Origin of the sequence: Bacteroides sp. AF39-11AC (assembly GCF_003474285.1) — a bacterium.
GTDB lineage: Bacteria > Bacteroidota > Bacteroidia > Bacteroidales > Bacteroidaceae > Bacteroides.
This window is the reverse complement of record NZ_QROH01000001.1, coordinates 476,649-501,505: the sequence shown is the minus strand read 5'-3', so window position 1 is coordinate 501,505 and position 24,857 is coordinate 476,649. Positions and strand designations below refer to the sequence as shown.

Annotated in this window: 24 protein-coding genes; 14 read left to right on the top strand and 10 right to left on the bottom strand. The window is 42.4% G+C overall.

All coding sequences use genetic code 11. The features are described from left to right. The first annotated feature begins 31 nt into the window (after nt 1-31). From DW036_RS01625 to DW036_RS01610, 4 genes are all read left to right on the top strand, one after another. Nucleotides 32-343, top strand: coding sequence for a metal-sulfur cluster assembly factor (locus tag DW036_RS01625; RefSeq protein ID WP_118460786.1), 312 nt, complete (start codon nt 32-34; stop codon nt 341-343). Nucleotides 344-388: 45 nt separating this feature from the next. Continuing rightward, nucleotides 389-1,153 (top strand): UDP-2,3-diacylglucosamine diphosphatase, encoded by a 765-nt coding sequence (locus DW036_RS01620; RefSeq protein ID WP_118460784.1) that lies wholly within the window; start codon nt 389-391, stop codon nt 1,151-1,153. 46 nt (nt 1,154-1,199) lie between these two features. Next, nucleotides 1,200-2,993: a ChbG/HpnK family deacetylase gene (locus DW036_RS01615; RefSeq protein WP_118460782.1), complete on the top strand. Its 1,794-nt coding sequence runs from the start codon at nt 1,200-1,202 to the stop codon at nt 2,991-2,993. A 114-nt stretch (nt 2,994-3,107) separates the two neighbouring features. Next, a complete protein-coding gene (locus tag DW036_RS01610) occupies nt 3,108-3,317 on the top strand; it encodes a hypothetical protein (RefSeq protein WP_118460780.1) in 210 nt (69 codons plus the stop codon). Nucleotides 3,318-3,441: 124 nt separating this feature from the next. On the opposite strand, the gene DW036_RS01605 is transcribed toward DW036_RS01610, so the two are convergent. The 3 genes from DW036_RS01605 to pta form a co-directional block, all read right to left on the bottom strand. Further along, entirely contained in the window at nt 3,442-4,842 is a 1,401-nt protein-coding gene (locus DW036_RS01605) for an alkaline phosphatase (RefSeq protein WP_118460778.1), read from the bottom strand. Nucleotides 4,843-5,023: 181 nt separating this feature from the next. Further along, on the bottom strand, nt 5,024-6,226 hold the full coding sequence (locus tag DW036_RS01600) for an acetate kinase (RefSeq protein WP_118460776.1): 1,203 nt from the start codon (nt 6,224-6,226) through the stop codon (nt 5,024-5,026). A gap of 22 nt (nt 6,227-6,248) precedes the next feature. After that, a complete protein-coding gene (gene pta, locus DW036_RS01595) occupies nt 6,249-7,265 on the bottom strand; it encodes a phosphate acetyltransferase (RefSeq protein WP_118460774.1) in 1,017 nt (338 codons plus the stop codon). A gap of 307 nt (nt 7,266-7,572) precedes the next feature. Here pta and DW036_RS01590 point away from each other — a divergent pair, with 307 nt between their 5' ends. From DW036_RS01590 to DW036_RS01565, 6 genes are all read left to right on the top strand, one after another. Beyond that, the gene (locus DW036_RS01590; protein ID WP_007660560.1) at nt 7,573-7,911 is read left to right on the top strand and encodes a CidA/LrgA family protein; all 339 of its coding nucleotides are present in this window, start codon (nt 7,573-7,575) and stop codon (nt 7,909-7,911) included. Beyond that, the gene (locus tag DW036_RS01585; protein WP_118460772.1) at nt 7,908-8,603 is read left to right on the top strand and encodes an LrgB family protein; all 696 of its coding nucleotides are present in this window, start codon (nt 7,908-7,910) and stop codon (nt 8,601-8,603) included. The genes DW036_RS01590 and DW036_RS01585 overlap by 4 nt, the downstream gene beginning before the upstream one ends. Before the next feature lie 54 nt (nt 8,604-8,657). Continuing rightward, the gene (locus DW036_RS01580) at nt 8,658-9,575 is read left to right on the top strand and encodes a DUF2156 domain-containing protein (RefSeq protein ID WP_118460770.1); all 918 of its coding nucleotides are present in this window, start codon (nt 8,658-8,660) and stop codon (nt 9,573-9,575) included. A gap of 75 nt (nt 9,576-9,650) precedes the next feature. Then, nucleotides 9,651-10,694, top strand: coding sequence for an enhanced intracellular survival protein Eis (gene eis / locus DW036_RS01575; RefSeq protein ID WP_118460769.1), 1,044 nt, complete (start codon nt 9,651-9,653; stop codon nt 10,692-10,694). Between the two features lie 306 nt (nt 10,695-11,000). Beyond that, complete coding sequence (locus DW036_RS01570) at nt 11,001-11,507, top strand: cyclophilin-like fold protein (RefSeq protein WP_118460767.1); 507 nt, start codon at nt 11,001-11,003, stop codon at nt 11,505-11,507. 26 nt (nt 11,508-11,533) lie between these two features. Next, nucleotides 11,534-12,790: a carboxymuconolactone decarboxylase family protein gene (locus DW036_RS01565; protein ID WP_118460765.1), complete on the top strand. Its 1,257-nt coding sequence runs from the start codon at nt 11,534-11,536 to the stop codon at nt 12,788-12,790. 20 nt (nt 12,791-12,810) lie between these two features. Here the strand turns inward: DW036_RS01565 and DW036_RS01560 are convergent, their stop codons facing one another. The 5 genes from DW036_RS01560 to folP form a co-directional block, all read right to left on the bottom strand. Further along, nucleotides 12,811-13,275, bottom strand: coding sequence for a cupin domain-containing protein (locus tag DW036_RS01560; protein ID WP_118460763.1), 465 nt, complete (start codon nt 13,273-13,275; stop codon nt 12,811-12,813). Between the two features lie 75 nt (nt 13,276-13,350). Beyond that, entirely contained in the window at nt 13,351-14,670 is a 1,320-nt protein-coding gene (locus tag DW036_RS01555) for a TldD/PmbA family protein (RefSeq protein ID WP_118460761.1), read from the bottom strand. Next, nucleotides 14,670-16,208 (bottom strand): TldD/PmbA family protein, encoded by a 1,539-nt coding sequence (locus tag DW036_RS01550; RefSeq protein WP_118460759.1) that lies wholly within the window; start codon nt 16,206-16,208, stop codon nt 14,670-14,672. Before DW036_RS01550 ends, DW036_RS01555 begins: the two co-directional genes overlap by 1 nt. A 98-nt stretch (nt 16,209-16,306) precedes the next feature. Next, nucleotides 16,307-17,071, bottom strand: a complete 765-nt coding sequence (gene cdaA, locus DW036_RS01545; RefSeq protein WP_118460758.1) for a diadenylate cyclase CdaA — start codon at nt 17,069-17,071, stop codon at nt 16,307-16,309. 59 nt (nt 17,072-17,130) lie between these two features. Further along, nucleotides 17,131-17,997, bottom strand: a complete 867-nt coding sequence (folP, locus tag DW036_RS01540; protein ID WP_118460756.1) for a dihydropteroate synthase — start codon at nt 17,995-17,997, stop codon at nt 17,131-17,133. A gap of 125 nt (nt 17,998-18,122) precedes the next feature. Between folP and DW036_RS01535 the strand changes: the two genes are divergently transcribed. Together DW036_RS01535 and murF are read left to right on the top strand one after the other, a co-directional pair. Continuing rightward, nucleotides 18,123-20,096: a HAMP domain-containing sensor histidine kinase gene (locus DW036_RS01535; protein ID WP_118460754.1), complete on the top strand. Its 1,974-nt coding sequence runs from the start codon at nt 18,123-18,125 to the stop codon at nt 20,094-20,096. 99 nt (nt 20,097-20,195) lie between these two features. After that, nucleotides 20,196-21,494, top strand: a complete 1,299-nt coding sequence (gene murF, locus DW036_RS01530) for a UDP-N-acetylmuramoyl-tripeptide--D-alanyl-D-alanine ligase (protein WP_118460752.1) — start codon at nt 20,196-20,198, stop codon at nt 21,492-21,494. Between the two features lie 10 nt (nt 21,495-21,504). Here murF and DW036_RS01525 read toward each other — a convergent pair whose 3' ends face one another. Further along, entirely contained in the window at nt 21,505-21,897 is a 393-nt protein-coding gene (locus tag DW036_RS01525; RefSeq protein WP_118460750.1) for a VanZ family protein, read from the bottom strand. A gap of 104 nt (nt 21,898-22,001) precedes the next feature. Here DW036_RS01525 and DW036_RS01520 point away from each other — a divergent pair, with 104 nt between their 5' ends. Next, on the top strand, nt 22,002-23,372 hold the full coding sequence (locus DW036_RS01520) for a sodium-dependent transporter (protein WP_118460748.1): 1,371 nt from the start codon (nt 22,002-22,004) through the stop codon (nt 23,370-23,372). A gap of 3 nt (nt 23,373-23,375) precedes the next feature. Then, nucleotides 23,376-24,308 carry a helix-hairpin-helix domain-containing protein gene (locus tag DW036_RS01515; RefSeq protein ID WP_118460746.1) on the top strand — a complete coding sequence of 311 codons (933 nt, stop codon included), beginning with the start codon at nt 23,376-23,378 and terminating at the stop codon, nt 24,306-24,308. 5 nt (nt 24,309-24,313) lie between these two features. On the opposite strand, the gene DW036_RS01510 is transcribed toward DW036_RS01515, so the two are convergent. Beyond that, on the bottom strand, nt 24,314-24,853 hold the full coding sequence (locus DW036_RS01510; RefSeq protein ID WP_233560213.1) for a hypothetical protein: 540 nt from the start codon (nt 24,851-24,853) through the stop codon (nt 24,314-24,316). Nucleotides 24,854-24,857: the final 4 nt, after the last annotated feature.

Sequence of the window (24,857 nt, the reverse complement as noted above, 5' to 3'; positions counted from 1 at the left end):
ACTATCTTTGCCTAACTAAAATAATACGAATATGACCAAGTTTGAAATAGAAGAAAAAATAGTGGCGATGCTCAAAACCGTATTCGACCCGGAAATTCCGGTAAACGTGTACGATTTGGGACTTATCTATAAAATAGATGTCTCCGACAGCGGAGAAGTTAACATTGACATGACCCTGACAGCTCCCAACTGCCCGGCAGCCGACTTCATCATGGAAGACGTGCGCCAGAAAGTGGAATCAGTGGACGGTGTCGCTGCTGCCACCATCAATCTGGTATTCGAACCGGAATGGGACAAGGATATGATGAGTGAAGAAGCCAAATTGGAATTGGGTTTCTTATAAGTACCCAAGTAGTAAGCAGTTAGTAACAAGCAGAATAGCACGGTTATGAAGAACGTATATTTTATTTCGGATGCACACCTCGGCTCACGTGCCATCGAACACGGGCGCACACAAGAACGACGCCTCGTCAACTTCCTCGACAGTATCAAGTACAAAGCATCTGCCGTGTATTTGCTGGGCGATATGTTCGACTTTTGGTATGAATTCAAGACCGTTGTGCCGAAAGGCTATACCCGTTTCCTGGGCAAACTGTCCGAACTGACGGATATAGGAGTGGAAGTACACTTCTTCACAGGAAACCATGACATTTGGTGCAGAGACTATCTGACTGAAGAGTGCGGTGTCATCATGCATCGCGAACCGCTTACAACGGAAATATACGGCAAGGAGTTCTACCTTGCCCACGGTGATGGTTTGGGTGATCCTGACAAGAAATTCAAGTTCCTGCGTTCCATGTTTCACAACGAGTTTCTACAAGTTCTTTTTTCTGCCATACATCCCCGTTGGAGTATGGAATTGGGACTGAACTGGGCCAAGCAGAGCCGCTTGAAACGCATTGACGGTAAAGAGCCCGACTATATGGGTGAAGACAAAGAATTCCTGATACTCTACACCAAAGAGTATCTGAAAAGCCATCCGAATATCAATTACTTTATCTACGGACACCGTCACATCGAACTGGATTTGATGCTGAGCACTACTGCCCGTATCACCATACTGGGAGACTGGATTAATTATTTCTCTTATGCCGTTTTCGATGGTGAGAACCTTTTCCTTGAGAACTTTATCGAAGGAGAAACCAAACTATAATCCTCCCCCGGCAACCTTAAAGTGCCAACCAACCGTTTGATCTGATATGAACCTTTTAAGTCCCAAATATTTCTTTGCCGGATGTTTGCTTATTGCAGGCACTCTTTCGGCAGGGGGACAGTCCGCTCCTGCCCTTGCTATCCGCATTGATGACCTCGGAGCATTCCATTCTGTCAATGAAGCCTGTATTGAGACCTACCAATCTGGTATTGCCCGTTCTGTAGAAGTAATGCCCGTAGCCGCCTGGTATCCGGAAGCAGTCCGTCTGCTAAAAGAGAACCCGGGATTGGATGCCGGTTTACATTTAGTGATTACCAGTGAATGGGAAAATGTAAAATGGCGTCCCTTAACCCATTGCCCCAGCCTGACGGATGAGAACGGATACTTCTATCCGATGATGGGACCCAATCCCGCCTATCCGGGACAATCGGTTATGGAAAATAAATGGAATATAAAAGAGGTAGAACAGGAGTTTCGCGCACAGATTGAGATGGCACTGAGAAACATTCCCCAACTCAGCCATATGACGGGGCACATGCTGTCCACCGGATTCACTAAAGAAGTGAATGAACTGGTGCTACGCCTGGCAAAAGAATACAATCTTCCTTCCATTGATCGTATGGATTCACCACAAGATTATCAATTCACCTACATTGGCTATGACGGTCCGAGCCGGACATCTGCCGAAAAGGAAGAAAGCTTCATACGTTCCCTGAATAAGCTGGAAGCAGGCAAACGATATCTGTTCCTCGATCATCCGGCACTGGACAATGAGGAGATGAAAACAGTCTTTCATATCGGCTACGAACAGGTAGCACTCGATCGGCAAGGTGTCACAGACTTACTTACCAGTCCGCGTGTAAAACAAGTTATCGAGGAGAAAGGCATCAAGCTGATTTCTATCAATCAACTCACCAAAGGACTTCCCCGCAGCACTCCCTCCAAGAAACTGGAGAAAGCAATGGGAAAATACTTGGAAGCGGTGAAGAATGCCGACCAGGACCTGCATAGCATCATGATTGTACAGCATGGCAATGTACTTGCAGAAAAATGGATGAGCGAAGGAAAAGAAGACGAACCCCATGTACTAAACTCTGTCAGCAAGACTTTCACAGCCTCAGCCATAGGATTTGCAATAGCTGAAGGTAAACTAAAACTAACGGATAAAGTAATTTCCTTCTTTCCGGATCAGTTACCTGCAAATATAAGTGAGAACCTGGAAGCCATGACTATCCGCGACTTACTAACTATGACTTACGGACATGACGGTGATCTCAGGAGTAATGAACAAGCAGCAAAAAATGCAGATAAAGGTTGGGTGGAACAATTTCTTGCCTATTCCGTAGATCATAAACCGGGAACATTCTTTGCATACAACAGTCCTGGTAGCTATATGCTTTCGGCCATCGTACAGAAAGTAACCGGAGACAAGTTAGTGGATTACCTATACCCTCGCCTGTTCCGTCCACTGGGGATTGTCAATGTGAAATGGCAGGAAAGTCCGGAGGGCATCAATTGCGGTGGCTGGGGATTGTACCTCAAAACTGAGGACCTTGCCAAGATGGGGCAACTCTTCCTGCAAAAAGGAAAATGGAATGGACAGCAAGTGTTATCGGAGGAATGGATTGCAGAGGCATCTGCCAAACAGGTTGCTTCTTTCCCGGCAGGGATGGATCCCGAAGCAGCCAAGAAATCAAAGAATGCCTACCGCGCCGATGGAGCAGACGGACAATATCTCGTAATCCCAGAAAAAGATGCCGTTATTGCCGTAACAGCGCATATCGGAGATATGCAGGCGGAACTGGATTTAATCTGGAAATACCTGCTCCCGGCACTGTAAACAGATGCTTCGTCTATTTAATCTTCTGTAAATGTCCCCGAGAAAAAGGGAATAAACGAAACCTTTTTACTGTAATCTTGTAATATATCCATAAACCATTAAAAATATACAGTTATGGATGATTTGATTTATAGGAATAATGCAATTGCCGAAGAGAATATCGACCCGCATGGTCGTCCGGCAAAGGATGAATTCGAAGAATTCAGTGAAGAAGTTTCTGAGCATACAGATCTTGGGTACAAGGATCAGAAAGTAAAGTCTGCAAAAGAGCGGAAGAAACGTCTCAAAGAAATGGACGAAATAGTCAAGGAAGACTTAAAGTAATAATAGCTAATATGAATGTAGAAGTAGCAGCACGTTATTATACAACAAGCGCGGATTAAGCGGATACGGATTGTGTAGTCCGTATTATCCGCTTAATCCGCGCCTGAAACAAATCAATATCTGATTATTTATATCCCGCAACCTTTGCTATACGCTTCGGGATTTCCGTATTATCATATTTGCCAGCAAATTCCTTAGAGCCTGCACCCACCGCATATACAGGTACATATCCTGCTGTATGGCTGCCGCTTGTCCAACCTACCATAGCAATCTGGCTCATTACTTTTCTTGCAGAAGCAGCCAACGGTTCAGTCTTTGAGTAAAGAGTTTCTTCGAACACGACCTTGTTCTTTACAAACGACTGTTCAAACTCATCACGCAACATCTTTTCCTGTTCCCAAGTCAAAGGCAATTCTTTCCAAAAGCCCATCTTTTCTGTCAACAGTGCTTTGGCATCTTCCCAAGTCACATCATGTCCTTTTGCCTTACGCAAATCAGTGATAGCAACAGAAAGTAAATCCTGAGATTGTTTTTGATTTTTCAAGGCTTTCAGATGCAATTCATACTTGCCGGTGCCCAATCCTAAACCACCAGTTTCATGGTCTGCCGTTACCACAATCAAAGTTTCTTTGGGATGCTTCTTATAAAACTCATACGCAACCTTGATAGCATTGTCCATATCTATCACTTCTTCGAAAGTAGTAGCAGGGTCATTTGAATGGCAAGACCAGTCTATCTTTCCACCTTCTACCATCAGGAAGAAACCTTTATTCTTACCTTTAGTCAAAAAAGAAATAGCGCTTTCAGTAATCTCAGCAAGAGTCAAGTCACCATCTTTACGGTCAATAGAATAAGGCAGGCAAGAAGGGTTGGCATCATCTTTCTGAATCAGCACCATCTTATCAGCCTGAGCAGCTTTAGCTTTAAAATCGTCTACACCTTTTGCAATCGTATAACCGGCTTCCTCAATGATGGGGAAAATGCTTGGAGCTTCTTTCTTGTCAGCCGTAGTAGTTGGCTTCAGGAAACCACCACCTGCATAGAAATCAAAGTTAGCCTTCGGCAAGTCAAGAGCAATCTCGTAATACATATTACGATTAGGCTGATGCGCATAGAAAGCAGCAGGAGTAGCATGATCCACACTGACACTGGTAGTTACACCAACTTTCTTTCCGGCTTTCTTTGCTCTCTCGGCAACAGTCTGAATCACATTCTTCTGGTCATCCATACCGATAGCACCGTTATACGTCTTCACTCCGGTAGCCAAAGCTGTTCCGGCAGCAGAAGAGTCCGTTACAGAGTTGGTTGCAGAGAAAGTTGTGGCAACACCCACAGCCGGGAACTGAGTAAACAACAACGGTGTCACACCAATGCGTCCTTCCTGTTCAGCCAGATACATTTCCGTACCGTTCACTTGGTTCACTCCCATTCCATCACCGATGAAATAAAATACATACTTTGCCTGTTGGGCATACGTCACACCTGCCAACAGGACAAAGAACAATAAATACATGAATCTTTTCATAAATTGGTATATTTAAAGTAGTTTGAATAAATGTCGCTTTCTCTTAAGAGACAAGCAAAGATAAGGATTTTAAGCCAGTTCTTGGAGCAGATACTGTAAAAAAATAAAGCCGGAAGGCAATCCGCATTGCTTCCGGCTTTATTGTTACATCGCGATTGCGAGATTATTAACTTTTCAAGGATTATTTCTTATTTAAGATAGCCATAGTATCCGAAGCAATCATCAACTCTTCGTCAGTTGGGATAACTACAACTTTCACCTTAGAGTCTTCAGCAGAAATCACTGCCTCTTCTCCACGAATCTTATTCTTTTCCAGATCCAGTTTCACACCCATATATTCCAAACCTTCACATGCTCCTGAACGGCAAGAAGCCTGATTTTCGCCTACACCACCTGTAAATACAATGATGTCCACGCCACCCAAAGCAGCAGCATAAGCACCGATATACTTCTTAATACGGTAGAAATACATCTTTTCAGTCAGGTCGGCCATTTTATTGTTACCAGCAGCAACAGCAGCTTCCAACTCGCGCATATCACTGGATACACCAAAGACACCCATTACACCGCTCTTCTTATTCAGCAAGTCAGATACACCGGCAGCATTCAGATTCTCTTTTTCCATAATGAAAGTTACGGCACCGGCGTCAATGTCACCACTACGTGTACCCATCATCAAGCCTTCCAGCGGAGTCAAACCCATGCTGGTATCAATACTCTTACCATCTTTTACAGCAGTGATAGAACCACCGTTACCAATGTGACAAGTAATAATCTTCTTTCCTTCAGGATTCACACCCAGAAATTCGCACACACGTTGTGAAACGTAACGGTGAGAAGTTCCGTGGAAACCATAACGACGTACGCCATACTTTTTATACAATTCGTAAGGAATAGCATACAAATAAGCATAGTCAGGCATAGTCTGATGGAATGCAGTATCGAATACACCAATTTGTGGTACATTAGGCAATATAGCAGAGATAGCGTTTACACCTTTCAGGTTAGCAGGATTGTGAAGCGGAGCCAGATCGTTGCAAGCAGTAAAAGCATCCAGAACTTCCTGTGTCAGTAATACAGATTCACTGAATTTCTCACCACCATGCACCATACGGTGACCTACTGCGTTAATTTCATTTAAAGATTTAATAGCACCATATTCAGGGCTGGTCAATGTATCCAGAATAAATTCTACCCCTACGGTATGTTCAGGAATATCTTTCTCCAAAATTTTCTTTTCACCGCTAGGCAAAGTAAATTTCAGGAAAGAGCCTTGCAGGCCAATTTTTTCGATACCACCCTGTGCGATCACTTCTTTATGATCCATATCAAACAATTTGTATTTGATGGACGAACTACCGCAGTTTAATACTAAGACTTTCATTTTATATATTCAGATTTAATAGTTATTTATGATCCTTTGCTGCAATAGCCTGATTAGCAGTAATCGCAATCATGCGATAAATATCTTCAATGGAGCAACCGCGTGAAAGATCGTTCACCGGACGGGCAATACCCTGCAAAATGGGACCTACTGCATCTGCATGACCTAAACGTTGTACCAATTTATAAGAAATATTACCTACTTCAAGACTCGGTACAATCAACACATTTGCGCTTCCGGCAATCGGAGAACCCGGAGCTTTGCTGGCACCTACTTCTGGAACCAATGCAGCATCAGCCTGCAACTCACCGTCGAGAGCTAAGTCGGGAGCCATTTCATGGGCAATTCTCACAGCTTCAATTACTTTATCCACAACCTCATGTTTAGCAGAACCTTTAGTTGAAAAGCTCAGCATCGCTACCTTAGGTTCCATACCTACCACTGACTTAGCAGTGCGAGCGGTACAAACCGCAATCTGCGCCAGTTGTTCTGCATCGGGAACCGGTGTAACAGCTACATCACCCATCACCAAAATACCGTTCTTTCCATATTCGGGAGCGTGTGTCAACAACAACATTGCACCGGATACACAAGTGATGCCCGGAGTTGTCTTAATGATTTGCAATGCCGGACGCAATACATCACCCGTCGTATTGCGTGCACCTGCCAATTGACCGTCAGCATCACCATTCTTAATAATCAGACAGCCCAGATAGAGCGGGTTAAGTACCAACTTACGAGCTTCTTCGATAGTCATACCTTTTTTCTTGCGAAGTTCACACAACAATTGTGCATACTCTTCTTTCTTCGGATGATTCTCCGGATCAATAATAGTAGCCTTACTGATGTTTCCAAGTCCCCATTCTGTTGCACAAGCGTTAATTTCGTCCGGATTACCCAGAAGAATCAAGTCAGCAACTCCATCTGTCAAAATTTGATTGGCAGCTTTCAAAGTACGTTCTTCCGTTCCTTCAGGAAGAACAATACGTTGGCGGTCGGCTTTCGCACGCTCAACGATTTCATTAATTAATCTCTGCATATATATAAATTGTGTATAAAAATTCGGTAGATGTGTTATTCACGCCGCAAAAGTACACAATTTTGCAATATCAACATTGCAATTCGGGGCATTTTTGTGTTCCAAACCGCAATTATTATAATATTTAACACTAAGCTGGCACAAAACGTACAAATAGAAAGAAATATCGCAAGAAACTGTGACAGCCAATCTACAAAACACCTAACTTTGCAGCGTTTTCAGTAAACAATTCAACTTTCGGTCAGTTATTAAGAAAGTTATTGCCCAAAGAGAGTTGAATTTAATAATAATAAATAGGTAATATAGTATGATTCGTCAATGCGCCATCCTTTTCGGATGCCTGGCTTTGGGTGAATTGGTTGTTTTTCTTACGGATATCAAGCTTCCGTCCAGCATCATAGGTATGCTGTTGCTCACCCTTTTCCTGAAATTGGGTTGGATTAAACTGCAATGGGTGCAGGGATTGTCCGACTTTCTGGTTGCTAATTTGGGATTCTTCTTTGTTCCTCCCGGTGTAGCTCTCATGCTTTATTTTGATATTATCGCTGCTCAATTCTGGCCGATAGTGATTGCTTCTTTAGTTAGTACCCTGTTGGTTTTAATCGTTACAGGGTGGGTTCATCAATTAGCACGCAAAATCAAATGAGTTACTTAGACAACGAATTCTTCTTGTTAGCCGTTACTTTCGGCGTGTTTTTCTTTTCAAAGCTGTTGCAAAAGAAAACTGGTATTTTATTGCTTAACCCCATTTTGTTGACTATCGCCATCCTGATTATCTTTCTGAAACTGGCACATATCAACTACGAAACCTACAACAAAGGCGGATACCTCATTGAGTTCTGGCTGAAACCGGCAGTAGTAGCCCTTGGCGTACCTCTATATCTACAATTGGAGGCCATAAAGAAGCAATTGGCCCCGATCCTGCTTTCACAATTGGCAGGTTGTATCATCGGGGTAGTTTCCGTAGTGGTGATTGCCAAACTGATGGGAGCACCGCAGGAGATTATTTATTCATTGGCACCTAAATCTGTTACTACCCCTATTGCCATGGAAGTAGCAGATACATTAGGCGGCATTCCTGCACTGACGGCTGCCGTAGTGGTTTGCGTCGGTTTACTGGGTAGTATTGTCGGAATAAAAACCCTGAAACTTACGCGTATTAAGAGTCCTATAGCCCAAGGATTATCCCTGGGAGCTGCTGCCCATGCTGTGGGAACTTCCACCGCCATGGATATCAGTAGCAAATACGGAGCTTACGCCAGTCTTGGACTTACACTGAATGGTATTTTCACCGCCCTACTTACGCCAACTATTTTGCGATTATTAGGGTTGCTATAACAATTTCTCCTTATCTTTGTTATTCTTTATATTGAAACTAACGAAAACGACGATATGATATCATTTAAAGACATCGAACTTAAAGATAAAGAACTCATTACATCTTATACACAGCATAGTCCCCGACGCAACTGTGACCTTTCATTTTCCAATCTCTGTAGTTGGCGTTTCCTTTATGACACCAAGTTTGCAGTACAGGACGGCTTCCTGATACTGAAATTCTGGGCAGGAGAAGAATTGGTATACATGATGCCAGTCGGGAATGGAGATTTAAAGAAAGTGCTGGAGGATATGATAGAAGATGCCAACCATGAAGGTGAACGCTTCTGTATGCTCGGAGTATGCGCAGGCATGCGGGCTGACTTGGAAGCCATAATGCCTGATAAGTTTCATTTCGAAGCGGACAGGGATTATGCCGATTACCTGTATCTTCGAACCGACCTTGCCACATTGGCCGGCAAGAAGTTCCAGGCCAAACGGAACCACCTCAATAAATTCCGCCGGACCTATACTAATTATGAATATGTTCCTCTCACTTCCGACCGTATACAGGAATGTCTCGATCTGGAAGCCGAATGGTGCAAAGTGAACAATTGCGACCAGCACGAAGGTACGGGTAACGAACGTCGTGCCCTCATATATGCACTGCATAACTTCGATGCCCTTGGCCTGACAGGAGGTATTCTTCATGTAGATGGTAAAATTGTAGCTTTCACTTTCGGTATGCCCATCAACCAGGATACTTTCGGCGTACATGTAGAAAAAGCAGACACCACGATTGATGGTGCCTACACCATGATAAATTATGAATTTGCCAATCATATTCCCGAACAATATACTTATATCAACCGGGAAGAAGATTTGGGTATCGAAGGACTACGCAAAGCCAAATTATCCTACCAGCCAGTGATTATTCTGGAGAAATATATGGCTTGCCTAAAAGATACCCCTGTAGATCCGGTGAAATGGTAAGATTCTTTTAAGTAAGTTAATAGCAAGTAATAAATAAGTAAAAGATAGTAAGCATTTGAATAGGAGATAGAAATAATGCGTGAAAAGGTAAAGAAGTTGTGGAAGCTTTGTTTTAACGATAATGACGAATTTGTAGATATGTACTTCAGCCTTCGTTACAACAGCGAAGTGAATGTTGCCATCGAAAGTGGCGATGAAGTCATTGCCGCCTTGCAAATGCTTCCCTATCCAATAACTTTCCATGGTAATAACGTACCGACTGCATACATTTCGGGCGCTTGTACTCACCCCGACTACCGTAGCCGGGGCGTTATGCGAGAATTGTTGTCCCAGGCATTCGGACGCATGTATCGTAATGATATCGCATTTACGACCCTTATTCCTGCCGAGTCTTGGTTATTTGATTATTATGCACGCGTAGGTTACGCAACGGCTTTCCGTTACGGTAAACGCACTTTTCATTTACCAACAGATGAAACGGATGCTCCTTCTCTCACTTCATCTGCCGAGACTGGTTGGTGCTTTCAGGCTTACACAGACTATGATGAAGATGTCTACCAATATCTGAATCGCAAAATGCAGGAACGCCCTTGCTGCCTGCAACATACAAAGACAGACTTCTACGTCATACTGGCCGACCTCAATCTGAGTTGTGGGTGCATTTTCACTCTTTCGAATGAATCTGGAATTGCCGCTCTTGCCATTGTCTATCCCGATGAAGAAGCTTCCAAACTATTTATAAATGAACTATTTGCAAATACTCTCGAAGCAGAGCGTTTGCTGCTCACCCACATCTGCCAAGACATGCAGACCGAAAGTCTTGATATCATCATACCTCCCGTAAAAGACCAAACCTCTTTCGATTTGGGTATGATACGCATCATTCAGGCCAAACCTGTACTGCAACTTTATGCAGCCACACATCCCGAGGAAGAAATGAACATTGATCTCATTGACAACGAACTTTCAGCCAACAATGGTTATTATTACCTGAATAAAGGGAAATGTATGTATAGTCACAGACGCCTTCCAGGCGCACATGAGCAACTAACCATCGGGCAATTAACAGAAAAAGTATTTGCTTCGGAACAAGCATACATGAGTCTGATGCTGAACTAACAAAAGTACATCAGTAATCTTTAATTCATTCCCATCCCGATATAAGCTAAATCAGGTCTTGGAATTCCGTATTTTATATCTATATGGGTTGTAAGACATTATTCGAGGTAGTCTCAGTCGTTATTCAAGGCTACCCCAGTCGTCATGTTAAGTATCCTCTTCTTTTAAAATTACTCTCGCCAACTGACAAAAACAGTAATTCAGTTACTTTTATCTGTAATCTGTATACAACGTTTATGGAACATCTTCGGTAATTTTGCATTGTGAATGAAGCAGATATAAATCTTAATTTAATAAAGAAGTAATATGAAAAAGCTATTCTTATTTCCAGTAATGTTATTGTTTGCCCTTACAATAACGGCATGCAGCAATTCTCCCAATGGTTTTGAGGAACCGGAAACTGAACAACCGGAAACTCCCGGAAATGATGGTGATGAAGATAATAAACCAGAAGATAATAGTATGAAAATAAAGATAACCGTAGGTAACCGTGAAGTTACCGCAACGATGAAAGACAATGTTACAACTCGTGATTTCCTATCACGTCTGCCTATAGAAGTTACTATGAATGATTATGCCGGAGCAGAAAAGATATTTTATCCGGAACCTGCATTCAATACCGAAGGTGCACCCAAGGGGCATACTCCATCGCGTGGAGATATTGATTTGTACGCTCCCTGGGGAAACGTCGCTCTCTTTTATAAAAGTGGAAGCCACAGCAGCGAACTGATACATCTGGGGCAGATCGACGGAAACGGAATAGAAGCTTTCGACGTAGCAGGCAATGTCGTCGTAAAGATTGAAAGACAATAGAATCTATCACCATAAAACAAGATATTATGAATCTGAAAAGAATAATCATTGCCATGACGGTTGCTTTAATCGGTACAGGCAATATAAACGCACAAGATATGAAAACAGAAGTTCCTAAAATCAGTGACTTCCCGGTAGGGGAAGAGAATACTGGCTACGCACAGTATTTCACAGGTAAATCCTGGCTGGCACCTTTGACAACCAGCAAAGAATTAAATGTACCGATGTCCAACGTTACGTTTGAGCCCGGTTGCCGCAACAACTGGCACAGTCACACAGGCGGACAACTACTAATTGCCGTAGGTGGTATAGGCTATTATCAGGAACGCGGAAAGACTGCACGCCGCCTATTGCCCGGCGATATAGTAGAAATCGCTCCCAACGTAGAACATTGGCACGGCGCCGCACCCGATAGTTGGTTCTCACACCTTGCCATAGCATGCAATCCGCAAACGAATCAGAATACCTGGCTTGAGGTGGTGAATGATGAAGAATATGCGGAAGCTGTAAAAGACCAAAGAAGCGAGAATAAAAAGGATATGAACAGAGTTGATTTGTGCAAAGAAAACTTCACCCAACTATTTGGAGGAGAAGCTCTGACCGGAGAAGGCACAGATCCGGAAATGATGGATATACTTCAGAAATATATCTTTGGAGAAGTGTTCCGCACAGGTGATCTGGATATGAAAACCCGTGAGATGATTACTTGCGTATCATTAGCCGCCATGCAGCAACTGCCACAGCTCAAGAGTCATGCCGGAGCTACATTAAATGTAGGGGTGACTCCGATTGAATTGCGCGAAGCTATCTATCAACTTGCTCCTTTCATTGGTTTTCCCAAAGTACTGAATGCATTAGGTGCAATAAACTCCACATTTACAGAAAGAGGTATCAAGCTGCCTTTGGAAAAACAGGAGAAAGTGACAGAAGAAAATCGTTTGGAGAAAGGCCTTGCCATTCAGGAACCGCTTTACGGAGAGGCTATGAAGGAATTTCTGAAAGATGTTCCGGGCGGCATGGGAGCCGACGTAGCACGTTTCCTGACTGAAGTTCATTTCGGAGATTTCCAAACCCGAAGCGGACTGAATGCCCAAATGCGTGAATTATTAACCTTCTGCGTGTTGACTGTAATTGGTGCGGAATCTCAACTCCCATTACATCTTCAGGCCAATCTGAAAGTAGGGAACAGTAAGGAAACGCTGACTGCCGCCGTCATACAATGTATGCCTTATATCGGTTTTCCGGCTGCAATAAAGGTACTGGATATTATCAAAGAAGCATGATACTTCTTACCATAAATCCTTTATTGACACAACCGTTTTAGCAAATCTTCATGATCCGGGTAAAGTTTCGATAAACGATCGAACGTACCCAATTCAAAATCATCGAAGGTAAAACCGGGAGCAACAGCACAACTGACCAATGCATATCCGAAATGCGAAGGCAACTCAGCAGCAAACCAACATCCGGGTTCAATGGCAACCTGCTGTTCGCCCGAAAAGTCAGCAGTCATCAAGTGAGTAACTAATCTACCATCGGGATGGATCACATGTAGCATCAGGGGATATCCCGCATGGTAGTACCATACTTCGGGGGAAGTCAGTCTGTGGAAAGCTGATTTATCTTCATTTTCCAACAGATAATAAATGGAGGTCATGGCTGATTTATCGTTATCAACCAGTTTTTCGGAACGGAATATTTCTTTGTAATATCCACCCTCAGGATGGCGACTCATATTAAGATGATTTATCCAGTCAATTGCTTTCATACCTATATTATTAATTAATCCCGCTTTTCCGTGATAAACACCATAGAAAAGCGGGATTTCTTTTATTTAGAATCTTTAAAGTCCACTGAAATCAACTCCTTCAAACACTAATGAAGGAACTAACCAGCTACGATCCGTACGGGCATCATTACCGATAGCCGCCAACGAATTCCACAGCGTCAGGAAGTTTCCGGTAACATTCATTTCATTGACAGGCTGCGTCAACTTACCATTCTCTATGAGGAATCCTTCAATACCGTAAGAAAAGTCACCTGTGTTGCTATTGCTGTTACCACCATTCAGGCCGGTAACAAGGATACCATTCGCTACATCAGCAATTAAGCCATTAAGATCTTTGTCACCCGGAGTAAGTACCAGACGTGACGGACCGCTAATAGTAGGAGCTACACCCATCTTCTTGGCATTATAAGTATCAAAGAAGTAAGTCTTCAACACACCATTTTCAAAAATCGGACGGTGTTCCGTTGCCACACCTTCATTGTCGAAGTAACGTGAACCGTTGGCACCTATCACGTGCGGATCATCCATTACGGTCAGCTTATCCGAGAATACTTTCTGATCCAGTTTATCAATCAGGAAAGAGTTCTTTTGCTGCAAAGAGGAGCCATAAAGAGCGCTCAACACAGGGCTCAGCATACGTCCCGAATTTATAGGATCAACCACCATTGTATATTTACCGGACTTAGCTTTCTTCTGTCCCAATTTACGCAATACACGTTCCAATGCTACTGAACCGATATCTGTTTTAGGCAATTTATCATAGAACAGAGAGCTTCCATACCAATAATCAGACGGGCGGGCTTCACCCTCACCTCTGATGGCTACACTGGCAGAAACTGAATACCAAGTTGATTTGGATTCACCCTCAAAACCATTACTCATCAGACGGTAAGAAGCATTCTCACCATCACTGTATGAGGTCTCTACTGAAATGATGCGGTCATTCTTGCCCATAGCCTCCTCAGCGGCAGCACGGGCCAAAGCTACTTTATCATCCGGATTAACACCGAAGATCTTATCATCGAACATCTGCAAATCGGGTTTCCCACCTGTATAGTAGCGGGCAGGATCTGCCAATACACGGAATTCATCCGGAGCCAAATAACGGGTAGACTCGATACCATTCTTGATAAACGTTTCAAGTTCTTTCTTATCCAGACGGTTGGTAGAATAATTACCGTAACGTCCGTCTACGTATACATTGATTCCCATACCACTTTCAGAAGCTTGTTGCAGACGATCCATCTTAGCGTCACGCAATTCGAAAGAAGTGTTTGAATTGGCATACAATACAACTTTGGCTGCCTGACAACCATTCTTCAGAGCGAAATCCATCGCCCATTGAGCCAGTTTTTTATTATTATCTGTTATCATCAGTTTTCTCCTCCTACAGTTAATTTACTTACTAAAGCCGAAGGCATACCGCAAGTCACCGGACAAGATTGTCCGTCCTTACCGCATGTCCACGTACCGTTATCGATCTGGTCATTGCTTGCCACCATCGTGATGTCTGCCAATGCTTTCGGTCCGTTACCGATAATATTGATATCTTTGACAGGCTGCGTCAGCTTACCGTCTTCAATCATATAACCGAATTTCACGAAGAACGTAAAGTCACCAGCACCAATCTGTACCTGTCCATTGGTGAACTGCTGTGCATAGATACCGTTCTTTACAGTAGAAATGATATCTTCTTCCTTCATATCTCCGGCTTCCATATACGTGGCACGCATACGAGGAATAGGTACATTACGGAAAGTATCGCGACGTCCGTTTCCGGTAGGAGCCACACCGTAATGTTTTGAGCTGATACGGTCGTGCAGATAGCTGGTCAATACGCCATCCTTCACGATATAAGTCTTTTGTCCTTCTATACCCTCATCATCGAAGTTTACAGAACCACGATTGAAAGGAATCGTACCGTCATCTACCACACTGATATGTTCATTACATACTTTCTTGTTCAACTGATCGGCAAAGATAGAAACATTCTTACGGTTGAAATCAGCTTCAAACGCATGTCCGATAGCTTCGTGCAACAAAATGCCCGAACCGCCAGATGCCATCACCACAGGGAGTTCGCCACCTTTAGGCTTAATGGCTTTAAACATGATTGCTGTATTATCTACCACTTCGCGGGCTATCACTTCGATGATATCATCCGTCATAAACTCAAAGCCTTTACGATAGGAACGGGTAGCGTAGTTATTTTCCATACGTCCGTTCTCTTCCATAATACAGAAAGCCATATAGGATACCATCGGACGGTAATCATAGTAAGTCACACCTTCTGAATTACAGAACAGCACATGTGTTGTGTTGTCGCTCAAAGAAGCCTGTACCTTACGTACACGATTATCCAACGCAAATACTTTATCATTCAGTTTTTGCAGATAAGGCATTTTCTCCTTCAGGCTCACTTCTTCCCAAGGAGTAACTACAGAATAACGGTCTCTTTCAATCGTCTTCTCCTTAAATGCAACAGGCTTTCCGGCCTTACCGGAAGAAGCAATACGGGCAGCCGTACGTGCGGCACGCAACATTTCTTCCAACGTTACACCTTCTACATAAGCATAACCGCTTTGATCACCGGCTAATACACGCACACCCATACCGAAGTCAATATTTGAACTACAATTGTTCACTTTGCCATCCATCAGGGCTACAGCATTGTTAAAAGAGTGTTCAAAATAAAGATCCGCATAATCTCCACCTTTTTCAAGTGCAGCAGTCAGCACCTTCTTCAGGTCTGCCTCTGTCACACCAAAATGGTTCATAGCCGCAGCTACGGCAGATTTGTTATCCGTTCCTCCCAAAGCTCCCCGTACCGTATCAGGCAAGGCAAGCGACGGAGCAGCCAGCGAACCTAATACTGCCAGACTCCCCATCCGTAAGAAATTCCGTCTATCCATCTTTCTGTTTTTTAAGATTGCTAATAATATGTTCTTTATATAAGTTCTGTTTTTCAGTATATAAGACGCTACTTAGTATCATTTTGTCACACCTGAAACTAATTTTCTTTTGTCAACAGGCTTTCCAGCTCTTCCGCATTCAAACGTAAGTGGAATTGCCCCTTATAGGCTACAGAAATGGATCCGGTTTCTTCGGAAACAATAATGGCAAGTGCATCAGATTCCTGAGAAATTCCCATCGCTGCACGATGGCGTAATCCCAGTTCCTTCGGTATATCCAGATTATGCGATACCGGTAAAATACATCCCGCTGCCTTTATACGACCTTTACTGATAACCATTGCGCCGTCATGCAAAGGGCTGTTCTTAAAAAATATATTCTCTATCAGACGCTGGTTAATATCAGCATTGATAATTTCACCCGTACGCACCACATCATCCAAAGGGAAGTTATGTTCAATCACAATCAAGGCTCCCACTTTCTGTTTGCCCATACTGATACATGCCATGACCACCGGCATGATTTCATCGTGCTGCATATTTTCTTTTTTATTCCCGGTAAAGAAACGTACCAAAGCACTGGCATGCTGGTGTGAACCAAGCGTCAACAAAAAGCGCCGTATCTCATCCTGGAAGAGGATAATAAGTGCTACTACTCCTACACTCACCAATTTATCAAAGATGGAACCGAGCAGTTTCATCTCCAATACCTGTGACACTACCAACCAGATCAATATGAATATCAGGATACCTGTAAACACATTGATAGAACCGGAAGCTTTCATCAACTTATACGTATAGTAAAGCAGAAATGCAACCAGAAGAACGTCAATAATATCTTTTACTCCAATATCAAAAAACATAAGAATTATGATTTATGAATTATGTTTTATGAGCTAAGTGACTTTCCTTATATCACTTATCACTCTATCACCTTATCACTATTTTTCCGCATTGCCTCCACAATCTTCACTGTTTCTACGGCTTCGCGTACATCATGTACCCGGAGGATATCAGCTCCTTTCAACAGGCAAATAGTATCAAGTACCGTTGTTCCGTTCAATGCATCCTGCGGAGTGTTACCCAATAAGCGATAAATCATGGACTTACGGGAAACGCCTACCAACAAAGGCAATTCAAAAACACGAAACTCTTCGAGATGTGCAAGGAGTTCATAGTTATGCTCCACAGTTTTGCCGAATCCAAACCCCGGATCAAGAATGATATCCTTCATACCCAGGTCACGTAACTGCTGCACCTTTTGCGCAAAATACAAAAACACCTCTTTCAGAAGATCATCGTAGTGTGGATGTTGCTGCATATTCTGCGGAGTTCCCTGCATATGCATCATAATGTAAGGTACATTCAGTTCGGCCACTGTACGAAACATATCCGTATCCATCTCTCCGGCAGCAATATCGTTGATAATTGCTACTCCATACTCCTCCACACACATCCGTGCCACATCTGCCCTGAAGGTATCAACAGAAATAACAGCTCCGGGGTGTGTTTTACGCAAGATTTCCAATCCCATGCGTAAACGTTCCATTTCTTCACGGGGAGAAACGTTTTCTGCATTCGGGCGGGAAGAATATGCACCGATATCTATAATCCCGGCACCTTCATCCAATATCTGTTGCGCCCGTGCAGCTATTTCAGCTTCAGTTTGCATACGTGAACCAGCATAGAAAGAATCAGGGGTAATATTCAATATTCCCATAACGCAGGGTACAGAAAGGTCGAGTAAAGAACCGTTGACATTGATATATTTAGAAGATAATGTTTCCATGGATAGTCCTTTTTCGTTTATACTTTGCAAATGTAAACAAAAAAGGTCAGCATAATCCTATAAAATATAAAAAAACAAATTAACTTTGCTCAGGATTGTCAACTAACAGATAAAAGTAGTAAACTATGAAAATATACAAGATAGGCAGATTGACCTCTCCTTTCGTACTCTTTTTCTGGTTGCTTATTCCGTGGCGACTTTACGGACAAGAAACAAGCGAACAAGAAAAGTATCATGTAGACAGTACATTGTTTGTATACTATCAACATTGCAAGGCAGAAATCAAATCTCCCTCTGTCATGCAAATGCTTGATACCCTCTTTCTTATGGCCAAAGAAAAAGGAGATATACGAATGCAGGCAGTCGCCATCTCCAGCAAAACGGACCATTTTTATTTCAGCCCGTTCTTTGAAGGTCAAGAAGACAGTCTGATATTATATACCAATATGATTAAAGACTTTGCCCGGAAAACCAATCAGCCCCAATATTATTATTTTGCCTGGGGCAACCGCCTCATAACTTACTATACAAGACAAAAGAAATTAAACCTGGCTCTCTATGAAGCCAACAAGATGCAACAAGAGTCGGAAAGCCGAAAAGAAATCGATGGCATGCAGAATTGTTATCAGGCACTATTACGTATCTATCAGAGTAAAGAACTCTATAAGCAAGCCACTGTATATGCACAAAAACTGATAGATCTCACATTAAAATATAATCTAAATAAGTATAATCTGACAAATAAATATCTTGAATTAAGTAACTGCTACCTCCGTACCAATGAACCGAAAAAGGCTTGGGAAGCTCTTGAAGAAAGTAAATTGTATATAGGTAATGAACTAAACCAGGGAGCTTATCTATGCGGACTACTCCGTTATTACATTCATACCAAAGATATGGTCAAAGCTCGGGAAACATTAAAAGAAACCACACAACTTTTCAACAAGAATACAGAATTACGCATTAAGCGTGCCACTAATCTACTGGAAATTGAAACCAATTATTACATAGAAACCGGTGAATACGATAAAGCCCTGGATGTATTCCAGCAAGCCTTTGAAAAGCTTAGCCAGAGTGGATTTATCACCCCTACACTATATCGCACACGCGGGTCTATTTATACTGCTAAAAAAGACTACCAGAAAGCTATTGAGAGTTATGAAAAAGCTTTTGAACTCAGTGATTCACTGAATAGCGCCCAGGAAGACATAGCTGTAGGAGAGTTCGCAACCATTTTGGGAATGGAACATCTGAATTTGGAGAATAAGGAGTTAATACAGAAAAATCAGGAAATACAATTAGAAACACGCTGGCGTATCATCATTCTATTATGCATCATAGTAGTAATTGTCGGCATTATGTTTTTTCGCGAAACCCGGCTGAATAAAGTTCTACGCCGTGCTAAAGATGCAGAACAGAGTGCCAGCCGTATGAAAACTGAATTCATACAGAATATGAGCCATGAGATACGTACACCACTCAATTCCATAGTTGGTTTCTCGCAAATACTCAGTAGCAAGATCTCTGAAGAAGACGAAGAATCGAAAGAATATACAACTATCATCGAGCAAGGCAGTAATCATCTGCTTCAATTAGTAGACGACGTATTGGAATTATCCAGTCTTGATAGTGGCACTACCATCCCTATCGACACAAAGAGTGAGCTAAATGAACTTTGTCTACAATGGATGGAACGTGCAAAAGGTTTGGTTAAACCCGGAGTCGTTCTTTCTTATCAACCGGAACAGAGCGAACTCTATCTGCATACAAATCCGACACGTCTTGGACAGGTAGTATTACATTTGCTTCACAATGCGGCAAGATTTACAGAGGAAGGCAGCATTGCACTTAGCTGGCGCATTCTTTCCAAACAAAAGCAAATCATGATTTGCATCACCGACACCGGCATTGGCATTCCCCAAGACAAACAAGATTTTGTGTTCGAACGATTTGCCAAGTTAGATACATTTTCAAAGGGTACCGGATTAGGGCTTGCCCTCAGCCGCCTAATTGCGAAGAAAATGGGGGGTAGCCTGACTATTGATTCAACCTACACCACAGGTTCCCGTTTTATTCTGATTTTACCTTTGAAAGAATAAAAACATTTTCATTGCAAATGTATCACTGTAGCGGAGAATATCTATCTTTGCAACGTTTTAGAGAACAGAAAATAACAACGTTTTAAAAAGGAGATAGTTATGAATATCACCACCCTATACAAGATATTTCTGGAATGTACCAGTGTGACTACGGACAGCCGCAACTGCCCTGAAGGTTCTTTATTCATAGCACTAAAAGGTGACAATTTCAATGGAAACGCTTTTGCTGTCAAAGCATTGGAATCGGGAAGTAGTTACGTTATAGTAGATGAAGCCGAATATGTACCTGTAGAAGACCCACATTATATACTGGTAGATAGTTGCCTGCACACTCTGCAAGAACTCGCCAATTATCACCGCCGTCAAATAGGTACACGTATTATCGGCATCACAGGAACCAACGGAAAGACCACTACCAAAGAATTGATTGCAGCTGTTCTTTCAAAGACATATAACGTACTTTATACGCAAGGTAATCTGAACAATCATATAGGGGTCCCTCTCACTCTGTTACGTCTGAAAGCGGAACATGACCTCGGCATCATAGAAATGGGCGCCAGCCATCCGGGCGACATCAAGGAATTAGTAGAGATCGCCGAACCGGATTATGGAATTATCACGAATGTGGGTAAAGCACATCTGGAAGGTTTCGGTTCTTTCGAAGGAGTTATCAAAACCAAAGGAGAACTGTATGACTACCTTCGTGAGCGTAAAAACTCTACTATCTTCATCCACCATGATAATTTATATCTGAGAAATATGGCTTGGGGATTGAAGCTGATTCCTTATGGAAGTGCAGATGAATTATACATCAACGGACATGTTACAGGCAACTCGCCTTATCTGACTTTTGAATGGAAAGCAGGCAAAGACGGTGAGCATCATGAAGTGAAAACACAGCTAATCGGTGAATATAATTTCGCCAATGCACTTGCTGCTGTTACTATCGGGCACTTCTTTAATGTAGAATCAGAAAAAATAGATGCCGCTTTAAAAGAATATACTCCGCAAAACAATCGTTCGCAACTAAAACAGACAGCAGACAATACATTGATTATTGATGCATACAATGCTAACCCTACCAGTATGCAGGCCTCAATCAGCAACTTCCACAACATGGAGGTCGACAATAAAATGCTGATATTAGGAGATATGAGGGAATTGGGGAAGGACGGTCCGGAAGAACATCAGAAGATTGCAGACTTCCTGACAGAATGTGGTTTTAAAGAAGTAATGCTGGTAGGCGATCAGTTCGCTGCTGCAAAGCATAACTTCCCGACCTATCCGGATGCCTCGGCAGTTATCGAAGCTTTACAAAAGAATAAACCTCATGGAAAAACCATCCTGATCAAAGGATCCAACGGAATTAAACTGAGTACAGTGATTGATTACTTATAATCGACACTACTTATTGTTTTTTCGCCATCCACGGACGCAGTACAAAATAACCTATCATTGAGGCTATAAACGCTCCTGTTGTATTCGCTGCAAAGTCCAGCCAATCGCCGCCACGGTAAGTAGTGCAATATTCCTGCAGCAATTCCACCATTCCACTAAATAATACGGGGCACACAAATGCCCCCATCCATGCATGCCATAAAGGGGAATCATTTCTGCGGTGAGCACGCAGAAACTCCAGCCACAACATGCCTGACATGCCTAAATACATACAAATATGTACAACTTTATCAATATTCGGTATTCGGCTTAATTCCGTTGTTGGCGGTTTAAAGAACGACAAATAAATCACTGTCAATATAATCAGCAACGATACCGGATATTTTTTAATATAGTATAGCATATCTCAATTTATGAACGATTTGTGCACAAAAGTACAGAACATTTTCTATATTTGCATGTTCTAGTAGAGAATAATAACGAAATGAAAGAAAAATCTACTTTTTTATGACTAAAAATGACAGAGCCAATTTCGGGAGCAAATTAGGCGTCATACTTGCTTCGGCAGGTTCCGCAGTCGGTCTGGGTAACATCTGGCGGTTTCCCTACGAGACTGGCAATCATGGCGGTGCTGCGTTTATTCTCATTTACTTAGCATGTGTACTTATTTTAGGAATCCCTATCATGGTATCCGAATTCCTCATCGGGCGACATTCACGCGCCAATACAGCAGGAGCTTACCAAAAACTGGCACCCGGTACACAATGGCGCTGGGTAGGCCGCATGGGTGTATTAGCAGGGTTTCTGATTTTGAGTTATTACTCTGTAGTAGCCGGTTGGACTCTGGAATTCATTGGTGAAGCTGTTACCGATAACTTTGCCGGAAAAACGGCAGCCGATTACATCAATACATTCAATTCATTTTCTTCTAATCCCTGGCGTCCGGTCATCTGGCTGGTACTCTTTCTTCTTGCCACTCATTTTATCATCGTAAAAGGGGTGGAAAAAGGGATCGAAAAGTCTGCTAAAATTATGATGCCAATGCTATTTATCCTGCTGATTATATTGGCTGGCTGTTCTATTGCATTGCCGGGTTCAGGTGCTGGTCTCGAGTTTCTCTTGAAACCCGAATGGGATAAGGTGAATGCGAATGTATTCCTGAGTGCCATGGGACAGGCATTTTTCTCATTAAGTTTGGGAATGGGATGTCTCTGTACCTATGCATCCTATTTCAAAAAAGATACGAATCTGACTAAAACAGCTTTTAGTGTTAGTATCATCGATACATTTGTCGCTATATTGGCAGGGCTGATCATCTTCCCCGCTGCATTCTCGGTAGGTATCCAACCGGATGCCGGTCCAAGTCTCATCTTTATTACACTGCCCAATGTTTTCCAACAAGCGTTTAGCGGAGTACCTTTATTGGCCTATATATTCTCAGTCATGTTCTATATTCTTCTGGCAGTTGCCGCACTTACTTCTACCATTTCCATGCATGAAGTAGTGACAGCCTACCTTCACGAAGAATTCCATCTGAGCCGGAAACGTGCAGCAAGTTTTGTAACAGGCGGTTGTATGTTCTTAGGCATTTTGTGTTCACTTTCGCTCGGTGCAGGTAAGGGATACACTATATTCGGTTTGAACTTATTCAACCTGTTCGACTTTGTCACAGCTAAAATTATGTTGCCATTAGGTGGTCTGTGCATTTCCATCTTTACCGGTTGGTACCTGAATAAGAAGATTGTCTGGGAAGAAGTAAGTAACAATGGAATGCTGAAAGTAACGTTCTACAAATTACTGATATTCATATTGAAGTTTATAGCTCCGATAGCAATTTCACTTATCTTCATCAAAGAACTGGGCTTCTTGAAATTGTAGGAGATGCAAAATCCATTTAAAGATTACTTTTACTTTTCCCGGGGAGAAAAACGAGGTATCCTGATGCTCATAGCAGTTATTTGTATCGTTTTTCTCTCCGGGCATCTTATATCCGCCTGGCAACGAAGGAATCCTATCTCCCCGAATGATATGGCTATACAAGCTAATGCCCAACAAGAATATGAAGAATTCATAGCCTCATTGGAAGAGAAAGAGCAACCCAGTGAAAGGCAATATACGACTTATAAGAGAAAAGAAGAGAACATTCCTGTAGTCCTGACTTCTTTCAATCCAAATACAGCAGACTCCATCACATTCCGACATTTAGGATTGCCGGCTTGGATGGCAAAAAATATCCTGCATTATCGGACAAAAGGTGGTAAATTCCGTAAACCGGAAGATTTTAAGAAAGTATATGGAATGACGGAAGAACAATATTCCATCCTTTCTTCTTACATACATATCCCACCGGAAGATACTGTATATCATACCACACAATTGTACATTGCACAAACCGCATCGGTGGAGAATATCAAATATGAAGCCGGAACCATTCTTGATTTGAATCGCGCCGACACCACCGAATTAAAGAAGATTCCGGGTATCGGAAGTGGCATTGCTCGGCTGATAGTTGGTTATCGGCAGAGATTAGGCGGATTCTACCAAATAGAGCAGCTAAAGGATATCAACCTGAATACTCAGCAACTGCAAGCCTGGTTCAGCATTGACCCGACGATTGTTCGCCGCATTAACCTAAACCGTATCAGTGTGGACAAATTGCGCTCCCATCCCTATATCAACTTCTACCAAGCCAAAGCCATTGTGGAATACCGCAAGAAAAAAGGCTCGCTAACGAGCCTTAAGCCTTTCTCCCTCTATGAGGAATTTACAGAAACGGACCTGGAAAGAATCGGTCATTATGTTTGTTTTGAATGATTCAATCACTTTTCCAAAACTCCTGATTTTATTGCAGTATCACGTTCATTCTTCAATCGCTCTTTTTCTTGTTTATATTCATTTTTAAGTGCTTTTACCTTGGCTTTCTTTGCGTCTTTAGATAAAGAGCTATTCTCAATTGCCTCCTTATCCTTTTCAAAATTGGTTTCCAATTGACCCAATCGATGATCATAATCACCTTTCATGATGCCACGCAGACCTTTCCTGTTATCCATACTTCCGTAATGCTCTTCCCATAACTTAACCTGCTTCTCTGACAAGATAGCTTTAATGGCAGCTTTGTGTTCAAGAGCCAATGCTCTTTTCCTCTGCCCTTTTTCGTACCCAGGAAGATTACTCTGTCCGATAGCTTTAAACTTGGGGCCAACTTCTCTATTTAGTTTTTTGATTTTTGCAATTTGATCGGCTGACAGGTTCAACACCTTATCCGATTCGATTCGTTTGAAAGAATCGAAAGCTACATCCTGCGCATATGTAAATGACACAAATGCTAATGTAACTAAAGTAAGAACTACTTTTCTCATAATG